General features: G+C 70.0%; 20 protein-coding genes, 1 tRNA gene and 2 pseudogenes. 16 read left to right on the top strand and 7 right to left on the bottom strand.

The features are described 5' to 3' along the window. The first annotated feature begins 257 nt into the window (after positions 1–257). The 3 genes from ACWEV3_RS00410 to ACWEV3_RS00400 all read left to right on the top strand — a co-directional run bounded on the left by ACWEV3_RS00410 (position 258) and on the right by ACWEV3_RS00400 (position 1,453). Positions 258–692, top strand: coding sequence for a DUF3052 domain-containing protein (locus ACWEV3_RS00410; RefSeq protein WP_093273008.1), 435 nt, complete (start codon positions 258–260; stop codon positions 690–692). 126 nt (positions 693–818) lie between these two features. Next, a complete protein-coding gene (locus tag ACWEV3_RS00405; RefSeq protein ID WP_093273006.1) occupies positions 819–1,283 on the top strand; it encodes a peroxiredoxin in 465 nt (154 codons plus the stop codon). Positions 1,284–1,378: 95 nt separating this feature from the next. Next, positions 1,379–1,453, top strand: a tRNA-Val gene (locus ACWEV3_RS00400). A 125-nt stretch (positions 1,454–1,578) separates the two neighbouring features. Here ACWEV3_RS00400 and ACWEV3_RS00395 read toward each other — a convergent pair. Together ACWEV3_RS00395 and ACWEV3_RS00390 are read right to left on the bottom strand one after the other, a co-directional pair. Beyond that, the gene (locus ACWEV3_RS00395) at positions 1,579–2,718 is read right to left on the bottom strand and encodes a sensor histidine kinase (protein WP_452611804.1); all 1,140 of its coding nucleotides are present in this window, start codon (positions 2,716–2,718) and stop codon (positions 1,579–1,581) included. Continuing rightward, on the bottom strand, positions 2,715–3,380 hold the full coding sequence (locus tag ACWEV3_RS00390) for a response regulator transcription factor (RefSeq protein WP_452611803.1): 666 nt from the start codon (positions 3,378–3,380) through the stop codon (positions 2,715–2,717). The genes ACWEV3_RS00395 and ACWEV3_RS00390 overlap by 4 nt, the downstream gene beginning before the upstream one ends. A gap of 256 nt (positions 3,381–3,636) precedes the next feature. Between ACWEV3_RS00390 and ACWEV3_RS00385 the strand changes: the two genes are divergently transcribed. Together ACWEV3_RS00385 and ACWEV3_RS00380 are read left to right on the top strand one after the other, a co-directional pair. Then, on the top strand, positions 3,637–3,942 hold the full coding sequence (locus tag ACWEV3_RS00385) for a hypothetical protein (protein ID WP_452611802.1): 306 nt from the start codon (positions 3,637–3,639) through the stop codon (positions 3,940–3,942). A 159-nt stretch (positions 3,943–4,101) separates the two neighbouring features. Next, a pseudogene (locus ACWEV3_RS00380) lies at positions 4,102–4,350 on the top strand (hypothetical protein); the annotation flags it as partial. A gap of 240 nt (positions 4,351–4,590) precedes the next feature. Here ACWEV3_RS00380 and ACWEV3_RS00375 read toward each other — a convergent pair. Further along, a complete protein-coding gene (locus ACWEV3_RS00375; RefSeq protein WP_093273004.1) occupies positions 4,591–4,794 on the bottom strand; it encodes a cold-shock protein in 204 nt (67 codons plus the stop codon). 14 nt (positions 4,795–4,808) lie between these two features. Between ACWEV3_RS00375 and ACWEV3_RS00370 the strand changes: the two genes are divergently transcribed. From ACWEV3_RS00370 to ACWEV3_RS00360, 3 genes are all read left to right on the top strand, one after another. Beyond that, the gene (locus ACWEV3_RS00370; protein ID WP_452611801.1) at positions 4,809–5,375 is read left to right on the top strand and encodes a hypothetical protein; all 567 of its coding nucleotides are present in this window, start codon (positions 4,809–4,811) and stop codon (positions 5,373–5,375) included. Positions 5,376–5,396: 21 nt separating this feature from the next. Then, positions 5,397–6,122 carry a Clp protease N-terminal domain-containing protein gene (locus ACWEV3_RS00365; RefSeq protein ID WP_452611800.1) on the top strand — a complete coding sequence of 242 codons (726 nt, stop codon included), beginning with the start codon at positions 5,397–5,399 and terminating at the stop codon, positions 6,120–6,122. Positions 6,123–6,251: 129 nt separating this feature from the next. Then, on the top strand, positions 6,252–6,710 hold the full coding sequence (locus ACWEV3_RS00360) for a GreA/GreB family elongation factor (protein ID WP_452611799.1): 459 nt from the start codon (positions 6,252–6,254) through the stop codon (positions 6,708–6,710). A 60-nt stretch (positions 6,711–6,770) separates the two neighbouring features. On the opposite strand, the pseudogene ACWEV3_RS00355 reads toward ACWEV3_RS00360, so the two are convergent. Beyond that, positions 6,771–10,217: pseudogene (locus tag ACWEV3_RS00355) on the bottom strand (indolepyruvate ferredoxin oxidoreductase family protein); the annotation flags it as partial. A gap of 150 nt (positions 10,218–10,367) precedes the next feature. Between ACWEV3_RS00355 and ACWEV3_RS00350 the strand changes: the two are divergent. Both ACWEV3_RS00350 and ACWEV3_RS00345 read left to right on the top strand, forming a co-directional pair. Continuing rightward, positions 10,368–10,817 carry an Lrp/AsnC family transcriptional regulator gene (locus ACWEV3_RS00350; protein WP_358581579.1) on the top strand — a complete coding sequence of 150 codons (450 nt, stop codon included), beginning with the start codon at positions 10,368–10,370 and terminating at the stop codon, positions 10,815–10,817. A gap of 167 nt (positions 10,818–10,984) precedes the next feature. Then, a complete protein-coding gene (locus tag ACWEV3_RS00345; RefSeq protein WP_452611798.1) occupies positions 10,985–11,323 on the top strand; it encodes a hypothetical protein in 339 nt (112 codons plus the stop codon). A 4-nt stretch (positions 11,324–11,327) separates the two neighbouring features. On the opposite strand, the gene ACWEV3_RS00340 is transcribed toward ACWEV3_RS00345, so the two are convergent. Together ACWEV3_RS00340 and ACWEV3_RS00335 are read right to left on the bottom strand one after the other, a co-directional pair. After that, positions 11,328–12,086, bottom strand: coding sequence for a hypothetical protein (locus ACWEV3_RS00340; RefSeq protein ID WP_452611797.1), 759 nt, complete (start codon positions 12,084–12,086; stop codon positions 11,328–11,330). A gap of 143 nt (positions 12,087–12,229) precedes the next feature. After that, entirely contained in the window at positions 12,230–13,765 is a 1,536-nt protein-coding gene (locus tag ACWEV3_RS00335) for a UxaA family hydrolase (protein ID WP_452611796.1), read from the bottom strand. A 317-nt stretch (positions 13,766–14,082) separates the two neighbouring features. Between ACWEV3_RS00335 and ACWEV3_RS00330 the strand changes: the two genes are divergently transcribed. The 6 genes from ACWEV3_RS00330 to ACWEV3_RS00305 all read left to right on the top strand — a co-directional run bounded on the left by ACWEV3_RS00330 (position 14,083) and on the right by ACWEV3_RS00305 (position 18,411). Further along, the gene (locus ACWEV3_RS00330; protein WP_452611795.1) at positions 14,083–14,916 is read left to right on the top strand and encodes an arylamine N-acetyltransferase family protein; all 834 of its coding nucleotides are present in this window, start codon (positions 14,083–14,085) and stop codon (positions 14,914–14,916) included. Between the two features lie 63 nt (positions 14,917–14,979). Then, positions 14,980–15,549, top strand: coding sequence for an NADPH-dependent FMN reductase (locus tag ACWEV3_RS00325; RefSeq protein WP_452611794.1), 570 nt, complete (start codon positions 14,980–14,982; stop codon positions 15,547–15,549). 72 nt (positions 15,550–15,621) lie between these two features. Continuing rightward, positions 15,622–16,590: a DUF3048 domain-containing protein gene (locus ACWEV3_RS00320; protein WP_452611793.1), complete on the top strand. Its 969-nt coding sequence runs from the start codon at positions 15,622–15,624 to the stop codon at positions 16,588–16,590. Between the two features lie 71 nt (positions 16,591–16,661). After that, on the top strand, positions 16,662–17,255 hold the full coding sequence (locus ACWEV3_RS00315) for an ArsR/SmtB family transcription factor (protein WP_452611792.1): 594 nt from the start codon (positions 16,662–16,664) through the stop codon (positions 17,253–17,255). A gap of 2 nt (positions 17,256–17,257) precedes the next feature. After that, positions 17,258–17,668 (top strand): VOC family protein, encoded by a 411-nt coding sequence (locus tag ACWEV3_RS00310; RefSeq protein WP_452611791.1) that lies wholly within the window; start codon positions 17,258–17,260, stop codon positions 17,666–17,668. A gap of 5 nt (positions 17,669–17,673) precedes the next feature. Next, positions 17,674–18,411, top strand: a complete 738-nt coding sequence (locus ACWEV3_RS00305; protein WP_452611790.1) for an SRPBCC family protein — start codon at positions 17,674–17,676, stop codon at positions 18,409–18,411. A 111-nt stretch (positions 18,412–18,522) separates the two neighbouring features. On the opposite strand, the gene ACWEV3_RS00300 is transcribed toward ACWEV3_RS00305, so the two are convergent. Next, a complete protein-coding gene (locus tag ACWEV3_RS00300; protein ID WP_452611789.1) occupies positions 18,523–19,440 on the bottom strand; it encodes an endonuclease/exonuclease/phosphatase family protein in 918 nt (305 codons plus the stop codon). Positions 19,441–19,611: the final 171 nt, after the last annotated feature.

Below are 19,611 nucleotides of genomic sequence, written 5' to 3'. Positions count from 1 at the left end.
GTGGCAGGGCGCCGGGCAGTGATGTCCGACACCCTCATGGTCCACCATCTCGGCCACCGATGCGCACACCGGCGGAGAACCAGGCTGTTGATGTCGTGCCGGCCGGTCTAGAGTCGAATCCCAACGCGTTGCTACGGCGTGTCGTGCCGTCAGCAGTTGCGCGGATGGCGGTCGGCAGTGTTCGCTATCCGCCAGATCTGGAAGGTGTGCGGCGTCCAAGGGTCGTCGCACCGGTGCATTGGAGGAGTGAGCAAACCGTGGTCGCCGCGGGAGACGCCGGTAAAGGCGAAGCCGACGTCGCCGAGAGGCTCGACATCGAGCCGGAGATGGTTGTCCAGGAACTCGGCTGGGACGAAGACGTCGATGACGACGTCCGAGCCGCGATCGAGGAGCGCTGCGGGAGCGAAATCCTCGATGAAGATGCCGATGAAGTGGTCGATGTCGTGCTGCTGTGGTGGCGCGAAGACGACGGTGACCTGACGGACACGCTTCTCGATGCCATGACGCCGCTGTCAGATGAAGGGGTCATCTGGGTGCTGACCCCGAAGACCGGCCGGGAGGGCTACGTCGAGCCGGCCGACATCTCAGAGGCGGCATCGACGGCGAACCTCGCCCAGACGGGGAAGGTCAGCCTCGGCGAGGGATGGATGGGTACCAGGTTGGCCTACCGAAAGGCGAAGGCCAAGCGCTGATCGGCCGTCGCTAGTGCTGTGCGCATGTCCACCCCGTGGGCACCGGTGCTCGCCATCGGTGCCCACGGCGGTCGGCTCGGTGTAGGTTCGGCGATGACAAGGTCACGTCGATCAGGAGGATTCCTCATGACGGTCGAGGTCGGCGCGCAGGCGCCGGACTTCACGTTGCCGGACTTCAACAAGGAGAAGGTCTCGCTGGCCGACTTCCGCGGCAAGAAGAACGTGCTGCTGGTCTTCTACCCGTTCGCGTTCAGCGGCATCTGCCAGGGCGAGCTGTGCCAGGTCCGGGACGACCTCGGCGAATTCCAGAACGACGACGTCCAGGTCCTCGGCGTGTCCGTCGACTCGCCGTTCGCGCTCAAGGCTTGGGCGGAGAAGGAGGGCTACACCTTCCCGCTGCTGTCGGACTTCTGGCCGCACGGCGAGATCGCCAAGGCCTACGGCGTGTTCAACGAGGCGGCCGGCATGGCCAACCGCGGCACGTTCCTGATCGACACCGAGGGCAAGGTCCGCTTCGCCGAGGTGAACCAGCCGGGCGAGGCCCGCGACCAGGATGTCTGGAAGAAGGCGCTCGCCGAGCTCAAGGCCTGAGCGAAGCGGTGGCCGACCGGGTGCCGAGCGTGGCGTGAAACACCGGTAGGGTGTTCGAAGTGATCCGATCGGATGAACCCGGACGGCCACCAAAGGGGCGCATAGCTCAGCGGAAGAGCACTTGCCTTACAAGCAAGGGGTCGTAGGTTCGAACCCTACTGCGCCCACCATCGTCACAGCCCGTTGATCCGAGGTGAAATACCAGGTCAGCGGGCTTTTGCGTGTCATCTGGATGATCTTGATCCGGTCGTCCACTGTGGTCGCCTGCGCAGTCGGCAGGACCCGGTCGGGTGGGTTATCTGGCGGTGGGCAAGGCGATGGTGATGGTCAGTCCGCCGCCGGGGTTGGGGGTGGCGGTGGCGGCACCGTGGTGGCTGTGAGCGATGGCGCGGACGAGGGCTAGGCCGAGGCCGTGTCCGTTGGTGTGAGTGCGGGCGCGGATTCGGTAGAACGGCTCGAACAGCCGGTTGGCTTCTTCGGATGTGACGGGCTCGCCGGTGTTGGTGACGGTGATGATGGCGGTGCCGTCCCGGGCGGTGGTGGTCAGTCGTGCCGTGCCATCGGCGTGGTTGTGCCGGACGGCGTTGTGCAGCAGGTTGGTCAGCAAGTGGTGGAGCAGGTCCTCGTCGCCGTTCACGGTGGCCGGGTGCAGCTCGTCGTGCACGGCGATCCGGCTGGCGCCTGCTTCGGTTCGCACCTGTTCCAGCGCGTGCGCCGCGACCGAGGCGAGGTCGACCTGCTTTGCGTCGTGGATGCCGTGGTCGGCTCGGGACAGGGCGAGCAGCGCTTCCACTGTTGCGATGCTGCGTTCGTTGGTGGCCAGCAGTTTGGGTGCCAGGGTGGCGAGATCGTGGTCGCGGGGGTGCGTGATGGCGACCTGCAGCATGGTGCGCGTGATCGCCAGCGGGGTGCGCAGTTCGTGCGAAGCGTTGGCGGCGAAGCGTTGCTGGGCTTGGAAGCTGGCGTGCAGCCGGTCGAGCATCGTGTCGATGGTGTCGGCGAGTTCGGTGAACTCGTCCTGGGGGCCATCGAGGTGGATGCGTTCGTGCAGGGAGTGGCCTGCGACGGTGCGTGTCGTCCGGGTGATGCGGTGGATGGGGGCGAGCATGCGCCCGGCGATGACCCAGCCGAGCAGGAACGAGATCAGGGCCAACCCGATCAGCGCCACGCCGGACAGTTGCAGCAGCGTCATCAAGATGTCGTCTTTGCTGGTGATCGTGACGATCGCCGGCCCGATGTCGTCGGCGGGGATGGCCGGAACCACAGCTTCCGGCATGGGGGTGGCGGGCTGCAGCTCGTAGCTCGGGATGTACCGCATCAACGCGTACACGGTGAGCAGCAACGCGATGCCGCAGGCCAGCACCGTGCCCCCGTAGAGCAGGGTGAGCCGCAGCCGGATGGACAGCCGATTTCGCAGCGTGGCGTGGATGCTCACGTGGTGGCGGCGAGGTAGTAGCCGACACCGGTAGCGGTGTGCAGGATGGGTGGGTCGCCGAGTTTGCGCCGCAGCGTGGAGATGGTGATTCGGACGGCGTTGGTGAACGGGTCGGCGTGGGCGTCCCAGGCCTTCTCCAGCAGGTGTTCCGCGCTGAGCACCGCCCCGTCCGCTCGCAGGAGCAGTTCCAGGACGGCGAACTCCTTCCGGGTCAGCCGCAAGGAGTGGTCGCCGCGGCGGGCGTCGCGGCGCGCGGGGTCCAACCGGAGGTCGGCGTAGGTCAGCACTGGGGGGTGCGCTGCGGCGGCGCGTCGTCGTAGGGCGTGCAGCCGGGCGACGAGTTCGGGGAAGTCGAACGGTTTGACCAGGTAGTCGTCCGAGCCGAGACGCAGCCCGTCGACCTTGTCGGCCAGACCGCCGGCCGCGGTCAGCATGAGGATCCGGCAGCCGGGTCGGCTGGCCACCACGTGTCGGCACACATCGTCGCCGTGCACACCGGGGAGGTCGCGGTCGAGCACGACCACGTCGTATTCGTTGACCGCCACGCTCTCCAGGGCTGTTGCCCCGTCGCCGGCGATGTCGACCGCCATGCCTTCGCGGCGAAGACCGGCCTGCAATGCTTCGGCGAGGAAGGCTTCGTCCTCCACGACCAGCACCCGCACGCGTTCATCCTCCTGCCACCAGGCGCCACCTGGTACACCCGCCTACGCCGGCCGGTCACCGGCCGGCACGAGGACTACATGATCCTCGCCGGGACATACGGTCTGCATATGGAGATCATCAGACGCTGGCGATAACCGCGGTCTGGCTGGATGGGACCAGACCGCGGCCCGATGCCGCGGTTGCGCCGGCGGTACGACCGCCGGAGTGCGATTGTCCGCATGCAGAAGGGAATCTCACATGTCGTCCTCGCGGAAGGTGGCGACGGTCGTCGCCGGCCTGGCCATCATGCTCGGTGCCGGTGGAGTCGCGTTCGCCAGCACCACGAACTCGCCGGCCAATGAGAGCAAGCAGGCCACGGCGATCGAATGCCAGCCTGCCGAGGTGTTGCCGCCCGGCACGCCCACCGTGCCGGCGGTGCCGGCCGACGACGTGTCGATCCCGTCGCTGCCGGGGGAGCCGATCGAATGCCAGCCTGCCGAGGTGTTGCCGCCCGGCACGCCCACCGTGCCGGCGAAGCCGGCCGACGACGTGTCGACCGCGCCTATCGAGCTCGACAAGTAGGACAGCGGTCACGATGACCGCTTGAGGCAGACGTCCGACGACACGACTCGTGGGGTCAGGTGAACCTCGGCCCCACGAGCCGTGTCGTCGTTGCTGCTTGGCGCGTCGTGATCGCCGTGGTTCTGGCGGGGTGCTGGAGCTTGGGACTGGCTCGCGCCGTGGCGCGCGATGCAGCGCCGGTGGCTGGAAGAGCCCACGTCCGCTCCGGACTCCCGGTCCGTCGACATGGCCGTGGCCCGGCTGGCGGCGGACGGGTTGTGGATGGCCGACGCGAGCGGGACCTCCGGCTACGACCAGGCCATGCGGGCCGCGGTCATCGACCGGATCGAACGGCTGGCGACCGGGACGGAGCCGCTCATCATCGGCGGCGTGCTGGTGGTCGAACTCGGTGCGCAGGCGCCGCACTGATCTCCCAGCAGCCGGATCTCTTCTGCGCCGGTTCCTGCTCGGGCGGCTCACCGAGCCTGCCCGGTGAACTGCCGGTGCGGCTCGGCTGACTCTGCCGGTGACTGCGGCGTGCGCCGTCGGGCGCCGCTAGCGGTTTCGGCTCGTTCCGTGCAGGGATGCCTGGGCGCCGGAAACGCGACGCGGCTCCTCCCGTCGGGAGGAGCCGCGTCGGTATTATTAACCGCTAGCGTCTGAGGATGCTCAGAGCGGGCGGACGCTGCTGGCCTGCGGGCCCTTCGGGCCCTGCGTGACCTCGAAGTTGACCTGCTGGTTCTCCTCCAGCGTGCGGAAGCCGCTGGAGTCGATCGCCGAGTAGTGGACGAACACGTCAGCGCCGCCGTCGTCGGGGGCGATGAAGCCGAAGCCCTTTTCGGCGTTGAACCACTTGACGGTTCCCTGTGCCATTTACTGTCTCCTCTGTGGAACTGAAGACGGATCGCCGCCGGTGCGGCAACCCGGGCCGTAGTTTCAGACGGCTACCACTTCAGCTGAACCAAAGGGAGAAGCTCGCCCGCAACTCGTCCTGCGAGCGTGCCGAGAACACGAACTCAGAATTCAATACGACCGAGGTCAGATTAGCACCTCCGGGGCTCGCTGTGTGCCCGGCGACCGACAGGTTCGGCGGATGGCTGGATGATGTGGGCGTGGATGCGAGTGGGCGGGACGAGCTGCTGGGGGCGGCCGAGGCGCTTGAGCGACTTGCCGCCGTTTCGACCGGTGGCGATTGGCTGGTCGGGGGATTGCTCGCGACCAGGCCGGATGTCGTTGCGGATCTCGGTGGCGGCTCGACCGAGCACGTCGCGGAGGCGCGGGCCGGGAGCGCTCGGTGGATCGCCGCTCTTTCGCCTGCCCTGGCCGGGCCCCTCGCCGCTTGGCTCCGGTCGGCCGCCCGGGCGGAATCCGTCGACGCCGAGGCCCTGGCGTTCGCCCGTGCCCTGGGGCGGCGACTCCCGGACTATCGTCAACTCGTGGTTGACGACACCTGAACGTCAACCTATGGTTGACGCATGGACAAAGTGCAGGTTTCCAACCACGTTTCGCTGGACGCGTTGATCCAGGCCATCAAGAAGGCGCGCCCCGACGCCCTCGACCAGCTCTCCGATGCCGTCATCGCCGCCGATCACCTCGGGGAGGTCGCCGATCACCTGATCGGGCACTTCGTCGACCAGGCCCGGAGGTCCGGCGCTTCCTGGACCGAGATAGGCAAGAGCATGGGCGTCTCGAAGCAGGCCGCCCAGAAGCGGTTCGTGCCGAAGACCGACGCCGGCCTCGACATGAGCCAGGGATTCGCCCGGTTCACCGACCGGGCGCGGAATGTCGTGGTCCTCTCGCAGGCCGAGGCCCGCACCACGGGCAGCGTCGAGATCAGGCCCGAGCACCTGGTGCTGGGGCTGCTGGGCGAGCCGAACGGGCTCGGCGCGAAGGCGATCGTCGCTCAGGGCGTGTCGCCGGACGCCGTCCGGGAGTCCGTGGCCGAGGCGCTGCCGCCTGCCGCCGACGAGGTGCCGGCGCTCATCCCGTTCGACGCCGCGGCGAAGAAGGCGCTGGAGCTGACCTTCCGGGAGGCGCTGCGGCTGGGGCACAACTACGTCGGCACCGAGCACATCCTGCTCGCGCTGTTGGAGAACGAGGACGGCACCGGTGTGCTCTCCGGGCTGGGCATCGAGAAGGCCGCTGCCGAGGCCAACATCACCGCTGCGCTCGACGCGATCGTGGCCGCCCGGGAGGAGTGAGCCGCCTGGCGGCGGAGCCCGTTGGCCTGCGGGGATGCCGGCGGGCTCCGCAACCGCGCCCGCCGGTTTCGCCTCGCCCGCGGCCGGGCAACCGCTGATGGCAGTCGGGTGCCGGTGAAGGGATCGATCATGGGTGGCGAGGAATCCGCGGTGGGGCGGGCTCGGTTGACCGAGGAGATCCGCACGTTGCGCGCGCGGCGGCAGCAGTTGGTCGACGAGCTGAGGCAGGGCGATGAGTCCGGGGACCGGGGCGACGCCGCGCAGGAGTTGCAGGGCGGTGACGAGCTCGTCACGATCGACGACCGCATCGCGGAACTGGAAGGAATACTCGCCGGCGGGCCGTCCGGCGTCCGGGGCTTGGCGGCCGGTACCGAGGTGACCTTGCGGTTGCCCGACGGCGCGACGCAGGCCTACCGCGTCGTGGCGATCCCGGAGGAGATCCCCGACGGCGAGGAGGACACCACGTTCACCTCCGACAGCCCGCTGGGCCTGGCGGTGGCCCGGAGTCGCCCGGGGGAGAAGGTCAGCTTCCCGACTCCGGAAGGCAAGACCAGCGTCGAGGTCGTCAGCATCCGGCCGCCGGACTGAGCGAATCCACAGTGGATGGAAGGGTGCCTCCCGCCCGGGCGGGAGGCACCCTTCCGCCGCTCATGACGCGGCGACGACCTCGGCGGTTTCCAGCGACTTGAGCAGTTCGGCCTGGCGCCGGCGGTAGGTCTCGACGTTCGCCAGCTTGATCTCCTCGTAGCCGCGGACGACGTCCGGCAGCTCGGCCAGCTCCAGGACCGCCGGGTGGTCCGGCGTCGCCAGGGCCTTGGTGATCGCCGTCCGGTACTCGCCGACCAGTTCTCGCTCGACGCGGCGGACCTCGGCGTAGCCGAACGGGTCCAGGCGGGTGCCGCGGACCTTCCGCGCCGCGCGCAGCACCCGCAGCACGTTGCCGAACCAGGGGCCGAGGCTGATCTTCTGCTTCATGCCGAGCGCGCGGAGCACCGGCGGGTGCAGGCGGAACGCGAACCGGGAGCCCGCGCCGAACTGGGCTTCGATGTCGGCCCGCAGCCGCTCGTCGAGCGAGAGGCGGGCGACCTCGTACTCGTCCTTGTAGGCCATCAGCTTGTAGAGGTTGCGGGCCACCGCCTCGGTCACCGCGTCCTCCCCGCGGCCGCGCACCTCCTCGACGAATTCCGCGTAGGCGCGCGCGTAGTTCTCGTCGTGGTAGTCGACGAGGTCGGGAATCCGGATGTCCAGCAGCCGCGCCAGTTCCGAGCCCTCCGCGGCCTTGACCAGCGCCCGCACCCGCCGCGCCGCCGCGCCGGGCTCGCGGGGCGCCGCCGGCGGCGGGGTGATCTCGGCCTGCAGCGCGTCCGGGTCCGCGATCGCCTGGCGACCGCGGCGGAACGCCTGGATGTTGGCCGCCACCGCCGTCCCGTTGAGCTCGATCGCGCGCTCGATGCTCTCGGCCGACAGCTGCAGCGAACCCGCCTGGTAAGCCGCGCCGAGCTGCAGGATGTTGGCGAACTGGTCGTCGTCGAACAGCTGCTCGGCGAGGCCGCGCGCGTCCAGGTAGAACGCCCGCGCGGTGGCGTCGTCGAGGGTTGCGCGGATGCCGGACTGCACCGGGAACGAGACGGCGGTGTCCACGACCATCCGGCCGGTCGGGACCTCGGTGGTGGACACCACCGCCGTCGTCCGCTCGGCGTCGGCCGCCGCGAGGTGCACCGGGTCGGCCGCCACCAGCAGGTCGCAGCCCAGGTACAGGTCGCATTCGCCGGCGGCCAGTTTCGGCGCCTGCGCGACGGGTTCCGCGGTGATCTTGAGGTCGGAGACCACCGCGCCGCCCTTCTGCGCGAGGCCGATCTGGTCGAGCGTGCGGACCTGCCGGCCGTCGATCACCGCCGCCGTCGCGAGGATCTGCGTGACCGTGACGACGCCGGTGCCGCCGATGCCGGTGATGCGGACGGTGAAGTCGCCGGTCCCGCGCTGGGGCTCGGGCAGCTCGCCGGCGCTGACCTCGCTGATCTCGCGGCGCACCGTGCGGCCGCTGGGCACCACGGTCAGGAACGACGGGCAGTCGCCGGCCAGGCAGGAGTAGTCGACGTTGCACGAGGACTGGTGGATCTGCGTCTTGCGGCCGAACTCGGTCGACACCGGCTGCACCGAGAGGCAGTTGGACTTGGCGCCGCAATCCCCGCAGCCCTCGCACACCCGCTCGTTGATCAGCACCTTCTCCGGCGGCGTCGGCTGCTTGCCGCGGCGGCGCTTGCGACGCTTCTCGGCCGCGCACTCCTGGTCGTGGACCAGCACCGTCACGCCGGGCACGGTGGCCAGTTCTTCTTGCGCCCGCAGCAGATCATCGCGGTGCCGGACCTCGACGCCGCGTGGCAGCTTGCCGGTCAGCCGCTTCGGCGCGTCGCTGGTGACGATCACCTTGGCGACGCCTTCCAGCAGCAGAACCTCGGTCAGCCGCGCCAGCGGCAGAGCGCCGACCGCGTCCTGACCGCCGGTCATCGCCACGGCCGAGTTGTGCAGCAGCTTGTAGGTGATGTTGACCCCGGCGGCGACCGCCGCGCGCACGGCGAGGCTGCCGGAGTGCGTGAAGGTGCCGTCGCCGATGTTCTGCACGAAGTGCTCGGTGCCGACGAACGGCGCCATGCCGATCCACTGGGCGCCCTCGCCGCCCATCTGCGTGATGCCGACGACGTCGCCGACCTGGTCGGCGTCCATGAACAGCGCCATCGTGTGACAGCCGATACCGGCGCCCACCACCGTCCCGTCCGGCACCTTCGTCGACGAGTTGTGCGGGCAGCCCGAGCAGAAGTACGGCGTGCGCGCCAGCAGCGGGACCGCGATGCGCTCGCGGCGGCGGCGCTGCCGCCAGGCGTTGACCGGCTCGATCTCGCCGTGCGCGGTCAGCCGGCCGGCTAGGCCCTTGGCGATGCGGTCCGGGTCGAGCTCGCCGAGCTCGGTGAACAGCGTGCCGCCGTCCGGCCCCTTCTTGCCGTGGACCGCCGGGGCGTCGGGCCGGCCGTAGAGGACCTCCTTGATGGCCGTTTCGAGGAACGAGCGCTTCTCCTCGACCACGACGATCTCGGTCAGCCCGGTCGCGAAGTCCCGGATGAGCTGCGGGTCGAGCGGGTAGATCGCGCCGAGCTTGAGCAGCCGGATCCCGTAGGCGGCCAGCTCCGCTTCGCCGAGGCCGAGCGCCCGCAGCGCCTGCCGGATGTCCAAATAGGACTTGCCGGCCGCCACGATGCCGATCCGGTCCGCCGGGCCCGAGCGCACCACCTGGTTGACGCCGCTGCGCCGGAGGTATTCCACAGCCAGCGGCAGGCGCCGGTTGTGCAGGCTGTGCTCCAGCCCGGCGAGCTCGGCGCCGAGCAGGCGCGCGCTGGGGTGGTGCGAGTAGGGCTTGAGCTCGGCCGGGATCTCGGGCGCGGCCCAGTCCGGCGTCACGACCGCCGTGCCGGCCGCGTCCGCGACGTTGGCGACCACCTTGATCGACGTCCACAACCCGCTGGCCCGCGACAGCTCCACCGCGTGCAGCCCGAAGTCGAGCAGGTCCTGCGAGTCCGCCGGGAAGAACACCGGCATCGCCAGGTCCGCGAGCGCCGCCTCCGAGGCCGCCGGAACCGTCGAGGACTTCGCGTTCGGGTCGTCGCCGATCAGCGCGACCGCGCCGCCGCGCGGACTCGTGCCCGCGAGGTTGGCGTGGCGCAGCGCGTCGCTGGCCCGGTCCAGGCCCGGCGCCTTGCCGTACCAGACGCCGACGACGCCGTCCGGGCGCTGCGTGCCGAGCCCCTCGGTGAGCTGACTGCCCATCACCGACGTCGCGGCCAGCTCCTCGTTCAGGCCCGGCTGGTGGACCACGTCGTGGTCGGCGAGCAGCTTCGCGCGGCGGGCCAGCTCCAGGTCGAACCCGGCCAGGGGCGAACCCTCGTAGCCGGAGACGAACGCCGCGGTGCGCAGTTCGTGGCGGCGGTCGTGCCGGATCCGGTCGAACAACAACCGCACCAGGGCCTGCACCCCGGTCACGTAGACGGTCCCCGACTCCTGGAGGTAGCGGTCGTCCAGGGTGAAGGCGGCCATGTCGAACTCCCTCGCTCGGGCACGCGGATCGTGATCGCCGACACTTCAGCGGATGCGCGGTGTGGCGCACAACACCGAGACCCGAAACTGCGGGAACCACGCAAACTTCGGTGGTGCAGAGGCCGTCGGACGCCCGAATTTTGCGTAACATCGCGATCCATGGCCGACCCGACGCTCGATGCGACAGATCACGAAATCCTGGCTCTGCTGCGCGAGGACGCGCGGCGGACGCTGTCGGACATCGCCGGCCGGGTGACGCTGTCGACTGCCGCCGTGAAGCGGCGGATCGACCGGCTGGAGGAGGCCGGCGTGATCCGCGGGTACACCGTGCAGGTGGATCACGCGAAGCTCGGCTGGGCCGTCGAGGCGTTCATCGAGCTGCGGTTCCTGGGCACCAGCGGCGTGGACGAGATCATCCAGACGACGACCCGGATGCCCGAGGCGCAGGCGGTGTTCACGATCGCGGGCGACCCGGATGCGCTGGTGTGGCTGCGGGTCCGGGACATGGCGCACCTGCAGCGCACCATCGACGAGATCCGCCGGAGCCACCGGGTCACCAGCACCAAGACCCTGATCGCGCTGGACTCCTGGCAACGCGGCCGCCGCTGACCGGAACATCTCCGCAGGTCAGTACCCGTGCGCACTTTTGGTTGTCATAGCGACACGAAGTACTCACGGCCCATGTGACCAGGTGGCGCGCTCCGCCTGGCTCGCCGACTTCCGCCGGAATCCCGGTTCGGCGAGACAAACGGGCGTGGACCGCACATCCTGATCACATGGTCGGGGATCTTGAGCTGGCCGCCGTGCCGGCGTTGCTGCCCACCGGTCCGCCGGGCGTCGAGATCCGGCTGGACGGGCTCGTCGTCGGCGACCTGGAGCTGCGGATCTGCCACGGCTGCCGGGTCGCGGTCGTGGAGTACATCCGCATCGACCGGCGCTGCCGGCGGCGGGGCCTGGCGACGCTCGCGATCGACCTCCTGCGGCGCACCTGGCCGGACTACCGGTGGAGCACGGCGCCGATCGAACGCAGCACCGAGGCGCTGGGCTTCTGGCACTCCCTCGACTGGCCCGGCCCGCTCGGCGAACCCGAGGAGTGCCCTCACCTGCTCGCCTGAGCCGTCAGCCGGCCACCGCCGGCGGGCGGGTCAGGTCGTGGTGGGTGGCCCCGTGCGCGTCCTCGCCGATGGTGCGCTCGGCGAGGCTCCAGCGGAGCTCGTCGCGGTGGCGGCGTCCGGCCTGGCGGAGCAGCTGGTCCAGGCGCCGCTGCGCGTCGTCGAAGCCGGTGTGCAGCGAGATGTGCCGCCGTTGCCCGTCGAACAGCGGGATCCGCGTTCCCTCGCCGTCCACCACGAGCACCCACACCGCCGCCGCGGCCCGGTCGGCGTGCATCCGGGCGCGGATCTCGGTGGTGCTGCCGGGCGCGGCGCCGAGGTGCTCGACGACGTCCGTCACCGAAGCCGCCAGGCCGAGGCGGCAGAGGTGCCGCGCCACCTGGAAGTCCGAGGCGCGCAGCCCTTCCGCGAGTGCCGGCAGGAACGTTCGCCGCCGCCAGCCCGCGATGAGCTCGCGCTCGTCGGTCGCGGCCCAGTACCGCCGTTCCTCGGCGGCGTAGTTCCGCAGCGCGACGGCGCGCCAGTCGTAGTCGGGCTCTTCGGCGAGCTTCGCGCGCAGCCAGTCCTCCCTGGCCCGCGCGCCCCGCACGGCATCGCCGGGGATCAGGTACCTGAGCCGGCCTTCGACGGCGCGCACGCTGCGCTGCAACTCCGCGGCGATGTCGGCCAGGGCGTCGCCCTGCCGCAACGCTTCGATCAACTGGGCGTAGTCGCTGTCGAACCAGTACTCGTGCTCGCGACCACCCGCCTGCGGTAATTCGCTCATGTTTTCGAATCTAGCCAGCGCGAGGCGCGCCGAGTAAGGCCCAACCGTGCGACGCGATGCCGCTGATCAGGCGGTTCTGCGCTGCGCCCACGGGGAGCGGAAGCCGAGCAGCACCAGGCCCAGCAGCAGTGCGCCGCCATCGGTCACATGACGGTGCCGATGTGCCAGGGGACGAACTCCTCCTCGCCGTAGCCGAGGTCTTCGCTCTTGGTGTGCTCGCCGGAGGCGACCCGCAGCACGTGGTCGAAGATCTGCTCGCCGAGCTCCTCGACGGTGGTCTCGCCGTCGATGATGCTGCCCGCGTTGATGTCCATGTCCTCGCTCATGTGCTCGTAGAGCGGGGTGTTGGTGGCGAGCTTGAGGCTCGGGACGGGGGAGCAGCCGAACGCCGATCCGCGGCCGGTGGTGAAGCAGACGACGTTGGCGCCGCCCGCCACGATCCCGGTCACCGATACCGGGTCGTAGCCGGGCGTGTCCATGAACACGAAGCCCTTGCTGGTGACGGGGGCGGCGTAGTCGACGACGTCGCGCAGCGTCGTGGTGCCGCCCTTCGCGACCGCGCCCAGCGACTTCTCCAGGATGGTCGTCAGGCCGCCCGCCTTGTTGCCGGGGGAGGGGTTGTTGTCCATCGAACCGCCGTTCTTGGCGGTGTAGTCCTGCCACCAGGCGATCTTGTCCAGGAGCTTCTCGCCGACCTCGCGGCTGGCGGCGCGGCGGGCGAGCATGTGCTCGGTGCCGTAGATCTCGGGCGTTTCGCCGACGATGCCGGTGCCGCCGTGCGCGACGAGCCGGTCGACCGCCGCGCCGAGCGCCGGGTTGGCGGTGATGCCGGAGTAGGAGTCCGAGCCGCCGCAGTTGGTTCCGAGGACGAGTTCGCTGGCCGGGACCGCGGTGCGCTCGACCCTGTCGACCTCGGGCAGCAGCTCGGTGAGCCGGCTGACGCCCGCGCGGACGGTCTTGGTGGTGCCGCCGAGTTCCTGGATGGTCGCGGTGACGACCGGCAGGCCGCTGCGCAGCTCGACGTCTTCGGTGAGCTTGACGATCTGGTTGTCCTCGCAGCCGAGGCCGAGGACGAGGAAGCCCGCGAAGTTCGGGTGCGTGAGGTAGCCGCGCATGACGCGCCGCAGCACGTCGATGCCCTCGCCGTCGGGGGCCATGCCGCAGCCGGTGCCGTGGGTGAGCGCGACGACGCCGTCGACGTTCGGGAAGTCGTCCAGGACGCCGGAGAACCGCATCTGCTGGGCGATGAGCTTCGCCGCGGTCGCCGAGCAGTTGACGCTGGTGAGCACGCCGAGGTAGTTGCGGGTGCCGACCTTGCCGTCGGAGCGGACGTAGCCCTGGAAGGTGGCGCGCTGGTCCGCGGGCAGGAGCTGTTCGGGCTGGGCGTCGACGGCGAACTCGTAGGCCCGCTCGAACTCGCGGTATTCGAGGTTGTGCAGGTGGATGTGCTCCCCGGCGGCGATGTCCCGGCCCGCGAAGCCGATCACCTGGCCGTACCGGCGCACCGCGCTGCCCGCCGCGATGTCGTGCACCGCCACCTTGTGCCCGCGCGGCACGTCCGCGCGCAGCACGACCGCGCCGCCGCCGACCCTGGTTTCGGCGCCCGCACCCAGGTCGGCGCCGGCGATGGCGACGTCGTCCTCGTCGCGCAGGTGGATGAGGGTCGGAATGTTCGGCATGCCCGCTCCATGTCTGGTATTTCGAACACCGGTTGATATACCGTATTTGCGGCTCGCGTCCGGTGTCAACGGCACGGGATCCGCGCCCGTTCCGCCGGAAATCCCGGATCTGTGCCTTGACCTCCAACGCGGTCGAATTGCCAGGCTTTGGGCATGAGTAGCCCGGTTTCAACCTCAGTCCTACTGAACCGCACCCCAGGGGACCGTGACGTAACCCAGCCACAAGAAACCGCGAAACGCGGGATTGATCCCGGACGCAACCACCGCTGTGAATCGCGGAGAGGCGGAACTGTGAATCGCGGAGAGGCGGACCAGTCATGAGCGAGAACGAGCACGACGAATGGCAGATCGGGACCGTCGACGTCGACGCCTACCTGGCCCGGCTCGGGCACCCGCGGGTGGAGCCGTCGGCGGCGGCGCTGCGGTCGCTGCACGAGGCCCACGTGCGCGCCATCCCGTTCGAGAACGTCGACGTGATCCTCGGGCAGCACCCCGGGGTCGCGTTGCCCGAGATCAACGACAAGCTCGTCCGGCGCGGCCGCGGCGGCTACTGCTACGAGCACGCACTGCTATTCGCGGCGGTGCTGGAGAACCTGGGGTTCGACGTGGAGCGCCGGATGGCGCGGACCCGGCCGCGGCAGTTCGGCTTCCGGACCCACGCGATGCTCCGGGTTCGTGTCGACGGCACCGACCACCTGGCCGACGTGGGCTTCGGCGCGAACCTGTTCACGCCGATGCCGTTCGCGGACGGGGCGTTGGCCGACCAGGCCGGCTGGAAGCACCGCCTGGTCCGCGAGGGTGCACTGTGGACGCTGGAGATCGAGACCGCGCAAGGCTGGGAAGCGCTGCACTCCTCCGACGAGATGCCGCAGCACTTCAGCGACTACGAGGTGGCGCACCACTTCATCTCGACGCATCCGCGGTCGCCGTTCGGTCGCAAGCTGGTCGTCATGCGGCTGGACCGGGGGATCAGCCGCCGCCTGGTCGGCGACGAGCTCGTGGTGGAGCGCCCGGGTGGCGATGTGGCGGTCACCAAGATCTCCGTCGACCGGCTGGAACCCGTCCTGCGCGACCTCGACGTGCGGCTGAGCGACGCCGAGTTCGACGCGCTCCGGGCGCGGCATGGATCCACTTCGGACAATGAGCCTTGACTTCGAGTAATGTCGAAGTTTCAGGATGGTCCGCAAGGCAGTCATCCTGAAGGGAAAGCGAAAATGTCCGAAGACCTCTTGCGACTGGGCATCATCGTCGGCAGCACCAGGGAGGGCCGCTTCGCCGGGACGGTGGCCGGTTGGTTCGCCGGGCTGGCGAAGCAGCACCCGGAACTGGACGTCGACGTCATCGATCTGGCCGAGCTCGAACTCCCCGCGGTGCACCCGGCCGGCCTCACCCCGCAGCTGACGGCGTACGCCGGCCGGCTGGCCGCCGCGGACGCGTTCGTCGTGATCACCCCCGAGTACAACCACGGCTACCCGGCATCGCTGAAGTACGCCATCGACACCGCCAACGCCGAGTGGCAGACCAAGCCGGTCGGATTCGTCTCCTACGGCGGGATTTCCGGCGGCCTGCGGGCGGTCGAGCAGCTCCGCCAGGTCTTCGCCGAACTGCACACCGTGACCGTCCGCGAAACCGTGAGCTTCCACGGCGTCTACGACTGCTTCGACGAGTCCGGCAACCCCAAGGACGAGATGGGCCCGGCCGGCGCGGCGAAGCTGATGCTGGACCAGGTCGTCTGGTGGGCGCGCGCGACGAAGGAGGCCCGGGACCGGCGTCCGTACCGCTGATCGGCCCCTTGTCGTGGCTGCCGGGGCGCGCGAAGCTACCCGGCAGCGGACGACTGCCGTCGTGGAGGGGCGATGTGGTGGTTGCGCGTGTTCGGAACCCTGGTCACCGTCCTGGCCGTCGTGCTCGGGGGGTTGGCCCTGCAACCCACCGGAACGCTGACGGTGCCGATCGCCGAGCCGGCCCCGCCACCTCCCGCGCCGCCGCCACCACCTCCGCCGCCCGGGCCACCGGTGCTCGCGGTCAAGGTGGACAACTCGCCGCCGGCCCGCCCGCCGACCGGGATCGGTGCGGCAGACGTGATCTTCGTCGAGCCGGTCGAGGCGGGAATCAGCAGGCTGATAGCGGTTTTCGCGTCCAGCCTGCCGCCGGTGGTGGGCCCGGTGCGCAGCGCCCGGCAGACCGACCTGCGCCTGCTGCCCCAGTTCGGGCATCCGACGCTGGCGTTCTCCGGTGCGGCACCGGAACTCCTGCCGGAGATCGGGCGGGCACCGGTGAACGACGCCTCGCAGGCGAGCGTTCCCGGTGCGTACTTCCGGGGACCGGGCCAGGCGCCGCACAACCTCTTCGTGCGCCCGGCCCGGCTTCCGGCCGGCGCGGGCTGGTCGCCGGACGCCCGGCTGCTGTTCGGCGCGGCCCCTCCCGGCGGTGTGCCTGCCGACCGGGAGGAGGTCGCCTACCGGGCCGCGCGCGTGAGTTTCACCTGGTCGCCGGGTGATCGGCGATGGCTGGTGTCGATGGACGGCCGCCCGTACTCGGCCGCCGACAGCGGACGACTCGGCGCGAGCACGGTGGTGCTCCAGGAAGTCCCCGTGTCGGCCTCGCCGTTCCGCGACGTGGTGGGGAACGTGTCGCCGTTCGCGGAAACCATCGGGCAGGGGCGCGCGCTGGTGCTCCGCGACGGCCTGTCGTTCGAGGCCCACTGGTCCCGGCCGATCTCCGAGGCGGGCACCGCCTACACCACACCGGCGGGTGAGCCGATCCCGTTCGCGCCCGGCCAGGTCTGGATCGTCCTGGTCCCCGTCCAGGCGGGCAATTCCTGACTGATCGGCAGGCGCTGGTGAGAGCGGACGCCCGCCTTGACAAAAAAATTTGTCAATGGGACGGTGTTGACATGCACGATGTGGCGGTGATCGACGATCCGGGGGCGGCCGAGGTCTCGCTGGACCCGGTGCGCGCCCGGCTGCTCGCTGAACTGGCCGAACCCGGCTCGGCGACTACGCTCGCGCAGAAGGTCGGGCTGACCCGGCAGAAGGTCAACTACCACCTGCGCGAGTTGGAGCGGCATGGGTTGGTCGAGCTGGTCGAGGAGCGGCGCAAGGGCAACTTCACCGAGCGCGTGCTGCGGGCGACCGCGGTCTCGTACGTGATCTCGCCGAGCGTCCTGGCGGCGGTCGAGCCCGATCCCGCGCGGTCCCGCGACCGGCTGTCCGCGCGCTGGCTGCTCGCGGTGGCCGCGAGGCTGGTGCGGGACGTGGGCGAGCTGATCGCGGGAGCGGCAAAGGCCCGCAAGCGGCTCGCGACGTTCGCCATCGACGGCGAGGTCCGGTTCGCCTCCGCGGCCGACCGCGCCGCGTTCGCCGAGGAGTTGTCCGGGGCGGTGACATCGCTGATCTCGAAGTACCACGACGAGTCCGCGGCCGATGGGCGGGCGCACCGGATCGTGGTCGCTGTGCATCCGACGGTTCGACGAGAAGGGGAGAGTTGATCATGTTCGTTCCGGTTACCAGCATCCTGGTCGACGACCAGGACAAGGCGTTGGCGTTCTACACCGACGTGCTGGGCTTCGTGAAGAAGACCGACATCCCGGCCGGCGACGCCAAGTGGCTGACCGTCGTCTCGCCCGATGCGCCGGACGGCGTCGAGCTGCTGCTCGAACCGGACGGCAACCCCGGGATCCAGATCGACGGCAAGCCGGCCGCGCAGGTGTACAAGAAGACGCTGTACGACGCGGGCATCCCGTTCACCATGCTCGGCAGCGCGGACCTGGAGAAGGACTGCGCGCGGATGAAGGAACTCGGGGTCGAGTTCACCCAGGAGCCGGTGAAGACCGATTTCGGCGCGCAGGCGGTGTTCGACGACACCTGCGGCAACCTCATCATCCTCGTCCAGCAGGACTGATCGCGGTGGACGAGCGCCGGCGGCTGGCGAAGGAGATCGAACTCGCCGCCACCCCGGAACAGGTCTGGCAGGCGATCTCCACCCCGGAGGGCATGTCGGTCTGGTTCGTGCCGCACGAGCACGCGGGCGGGGAGATCGAGGCGGACTTCGGCGGCGGCAACACCCAGGCCGGCCAGGTGCTGGAGCGGGAGCCGGGCAGGCGGGTCGTCTACGGCGCGCCCGGCCCGGACGGCGAACCTCCGTTGACGATCGAGTTCCTGGTCGAGGGCAGGGCGGGCGGCACCACCGTGCTCCGTCTCGTCCAAAGTGGATTCTTCGGGGGCGATGACTGGGAAGCCGAGTACGACGGCTTCGGCAAGGGCTGGGACCTGTTCCTGCACAACCTCGCCGAGTACTTCCGGCACTTCCCCGGGCTGCCGGTGGCCAACGTGGTCGCCACCGGGTTCACCGACCGGCCCGGAAAGGCGGTGTGGGCGGACCTGATCGCGCGGCTCGGCGCGGATCCGGCCCTCGGCGAACAGGTGCGCCTCACCCCGGAAGGGCTCGAACCCATCGAGGGCGTGGTGGACCTGCGCGACGAGTCGCTGCTCGGCATCCGCACCGAGCACGGCCTCTACCGCTTCATAGCCGACGATCTGCACCACATGGTGAGCACGACCCAGTACTTCTACGGCGTCGCGGTGGACCGCGAGTCCCGCAGCGCCGCCTGGCAGTCCTGGCTCGACCGCATCACCGGGCGATGAAGGGCCGTCTTAGGCCGACCAGGCTGCGGGACTTCAGGGCCACCGTGAGTGATTTGGGGTGCTATGGCGCCCCAAACCACTCACGGCCGTGCTCCTCGCGCGCTGAACGGATCAGGCGAATTCGAGCAGCGCGTGGACCGGCAGGTGGTCGGACGGGAAGTAGCCGCCGCTGCGGTAGGTGTTGATCGCGGCCTGCAGCACCCGGAAGCGCCCGTTGTGCAGCAGCCAGTCGATCCGCTCCTTGCCCTCGACCGGCTCCTTGTAGCCGCCGAAGGTGCCCCACGCCGGGGTGAGCCGCTCGGCGGCCGTCGCCCAGCTGTCGGCCAGCCCGCCGCCGGTCAGGATCTTGAAGGACTCCGACGTCTCGGCGGGCGTGTTGAAGTCGCCGGTGAGCACGACCGGCAGCGCGGCGTCGAAACCTGCGATCCGGTCGCGCACCAGCTGCGCGCTGCGGCGGCGCGATTCCTCCGACTGGTGGTCGAAGTGCGTGTTGACGTGGACGAACTCGCGGCCGGTCCGGCGGTCCAGGAAGCGCACCCAGGTGACCATCCGGATCACGTTGTTGCCCCAGCTCTTCGAGCCGATCACGTTCGGCGTGTCGGAGAGCCAGAAGTGGTCGTAGTCCAGCGGCTCGACCCGGCGGGTGTCGAAGTAGATCGACATGTACTCGCCGCGGCCACCGCCTTCGCGGCCCAGCCCGACCCAGTCGTAGTGCCGCGGGAGGTCCGCCCGGACCTCCTTCACCTGGCCGTACAAGGCTTCCTGCACGCCGAGCAGGGTGGGCTGCTCGGTGTTGAGCAGCTGCGCGAGGATCGGGCGGCGGGTGGTCCAGGCGTCGGGGTTCGGCGGCGCGGCCTTGGTGTCGAGGCGGATGTTGAACGTCATCACGTGCAGCCGATCGCCGCGCGCGGGCCCGATCAGCGCCTCGCCGTCCGGCCGCGCGACCGCTTGACCGCCGGTGCCGAGCACGCCGGCGACCGCCGCGACTCCGGCCATGCCGAGAACTCCCCGTCGGGTAACACCAGACACTGCTGCCTCCTAGATCGTCTGACCGAGATCCTCGCCGCAGGCGGGCCGGGAATGGTTGACCGGAAGGCGAACATTGCCCGAATTCCACGGCGGGTTGCGAGTGTGACCAGGTCGGCGATCGCCGCCTGCTGTCGGTGACCGTGGCTAGGCTCGTGCTCATGAGCGATCGCC

It is taken from the genome of Saccharopolyspora sp. NPDC003752, assembly GCF_053605825.1.
The sequence above is the reverse complement of the archived record's forward strand: the minus strand, read 5'-3'. Positions and strand labels throughout refer to the sequence as shown.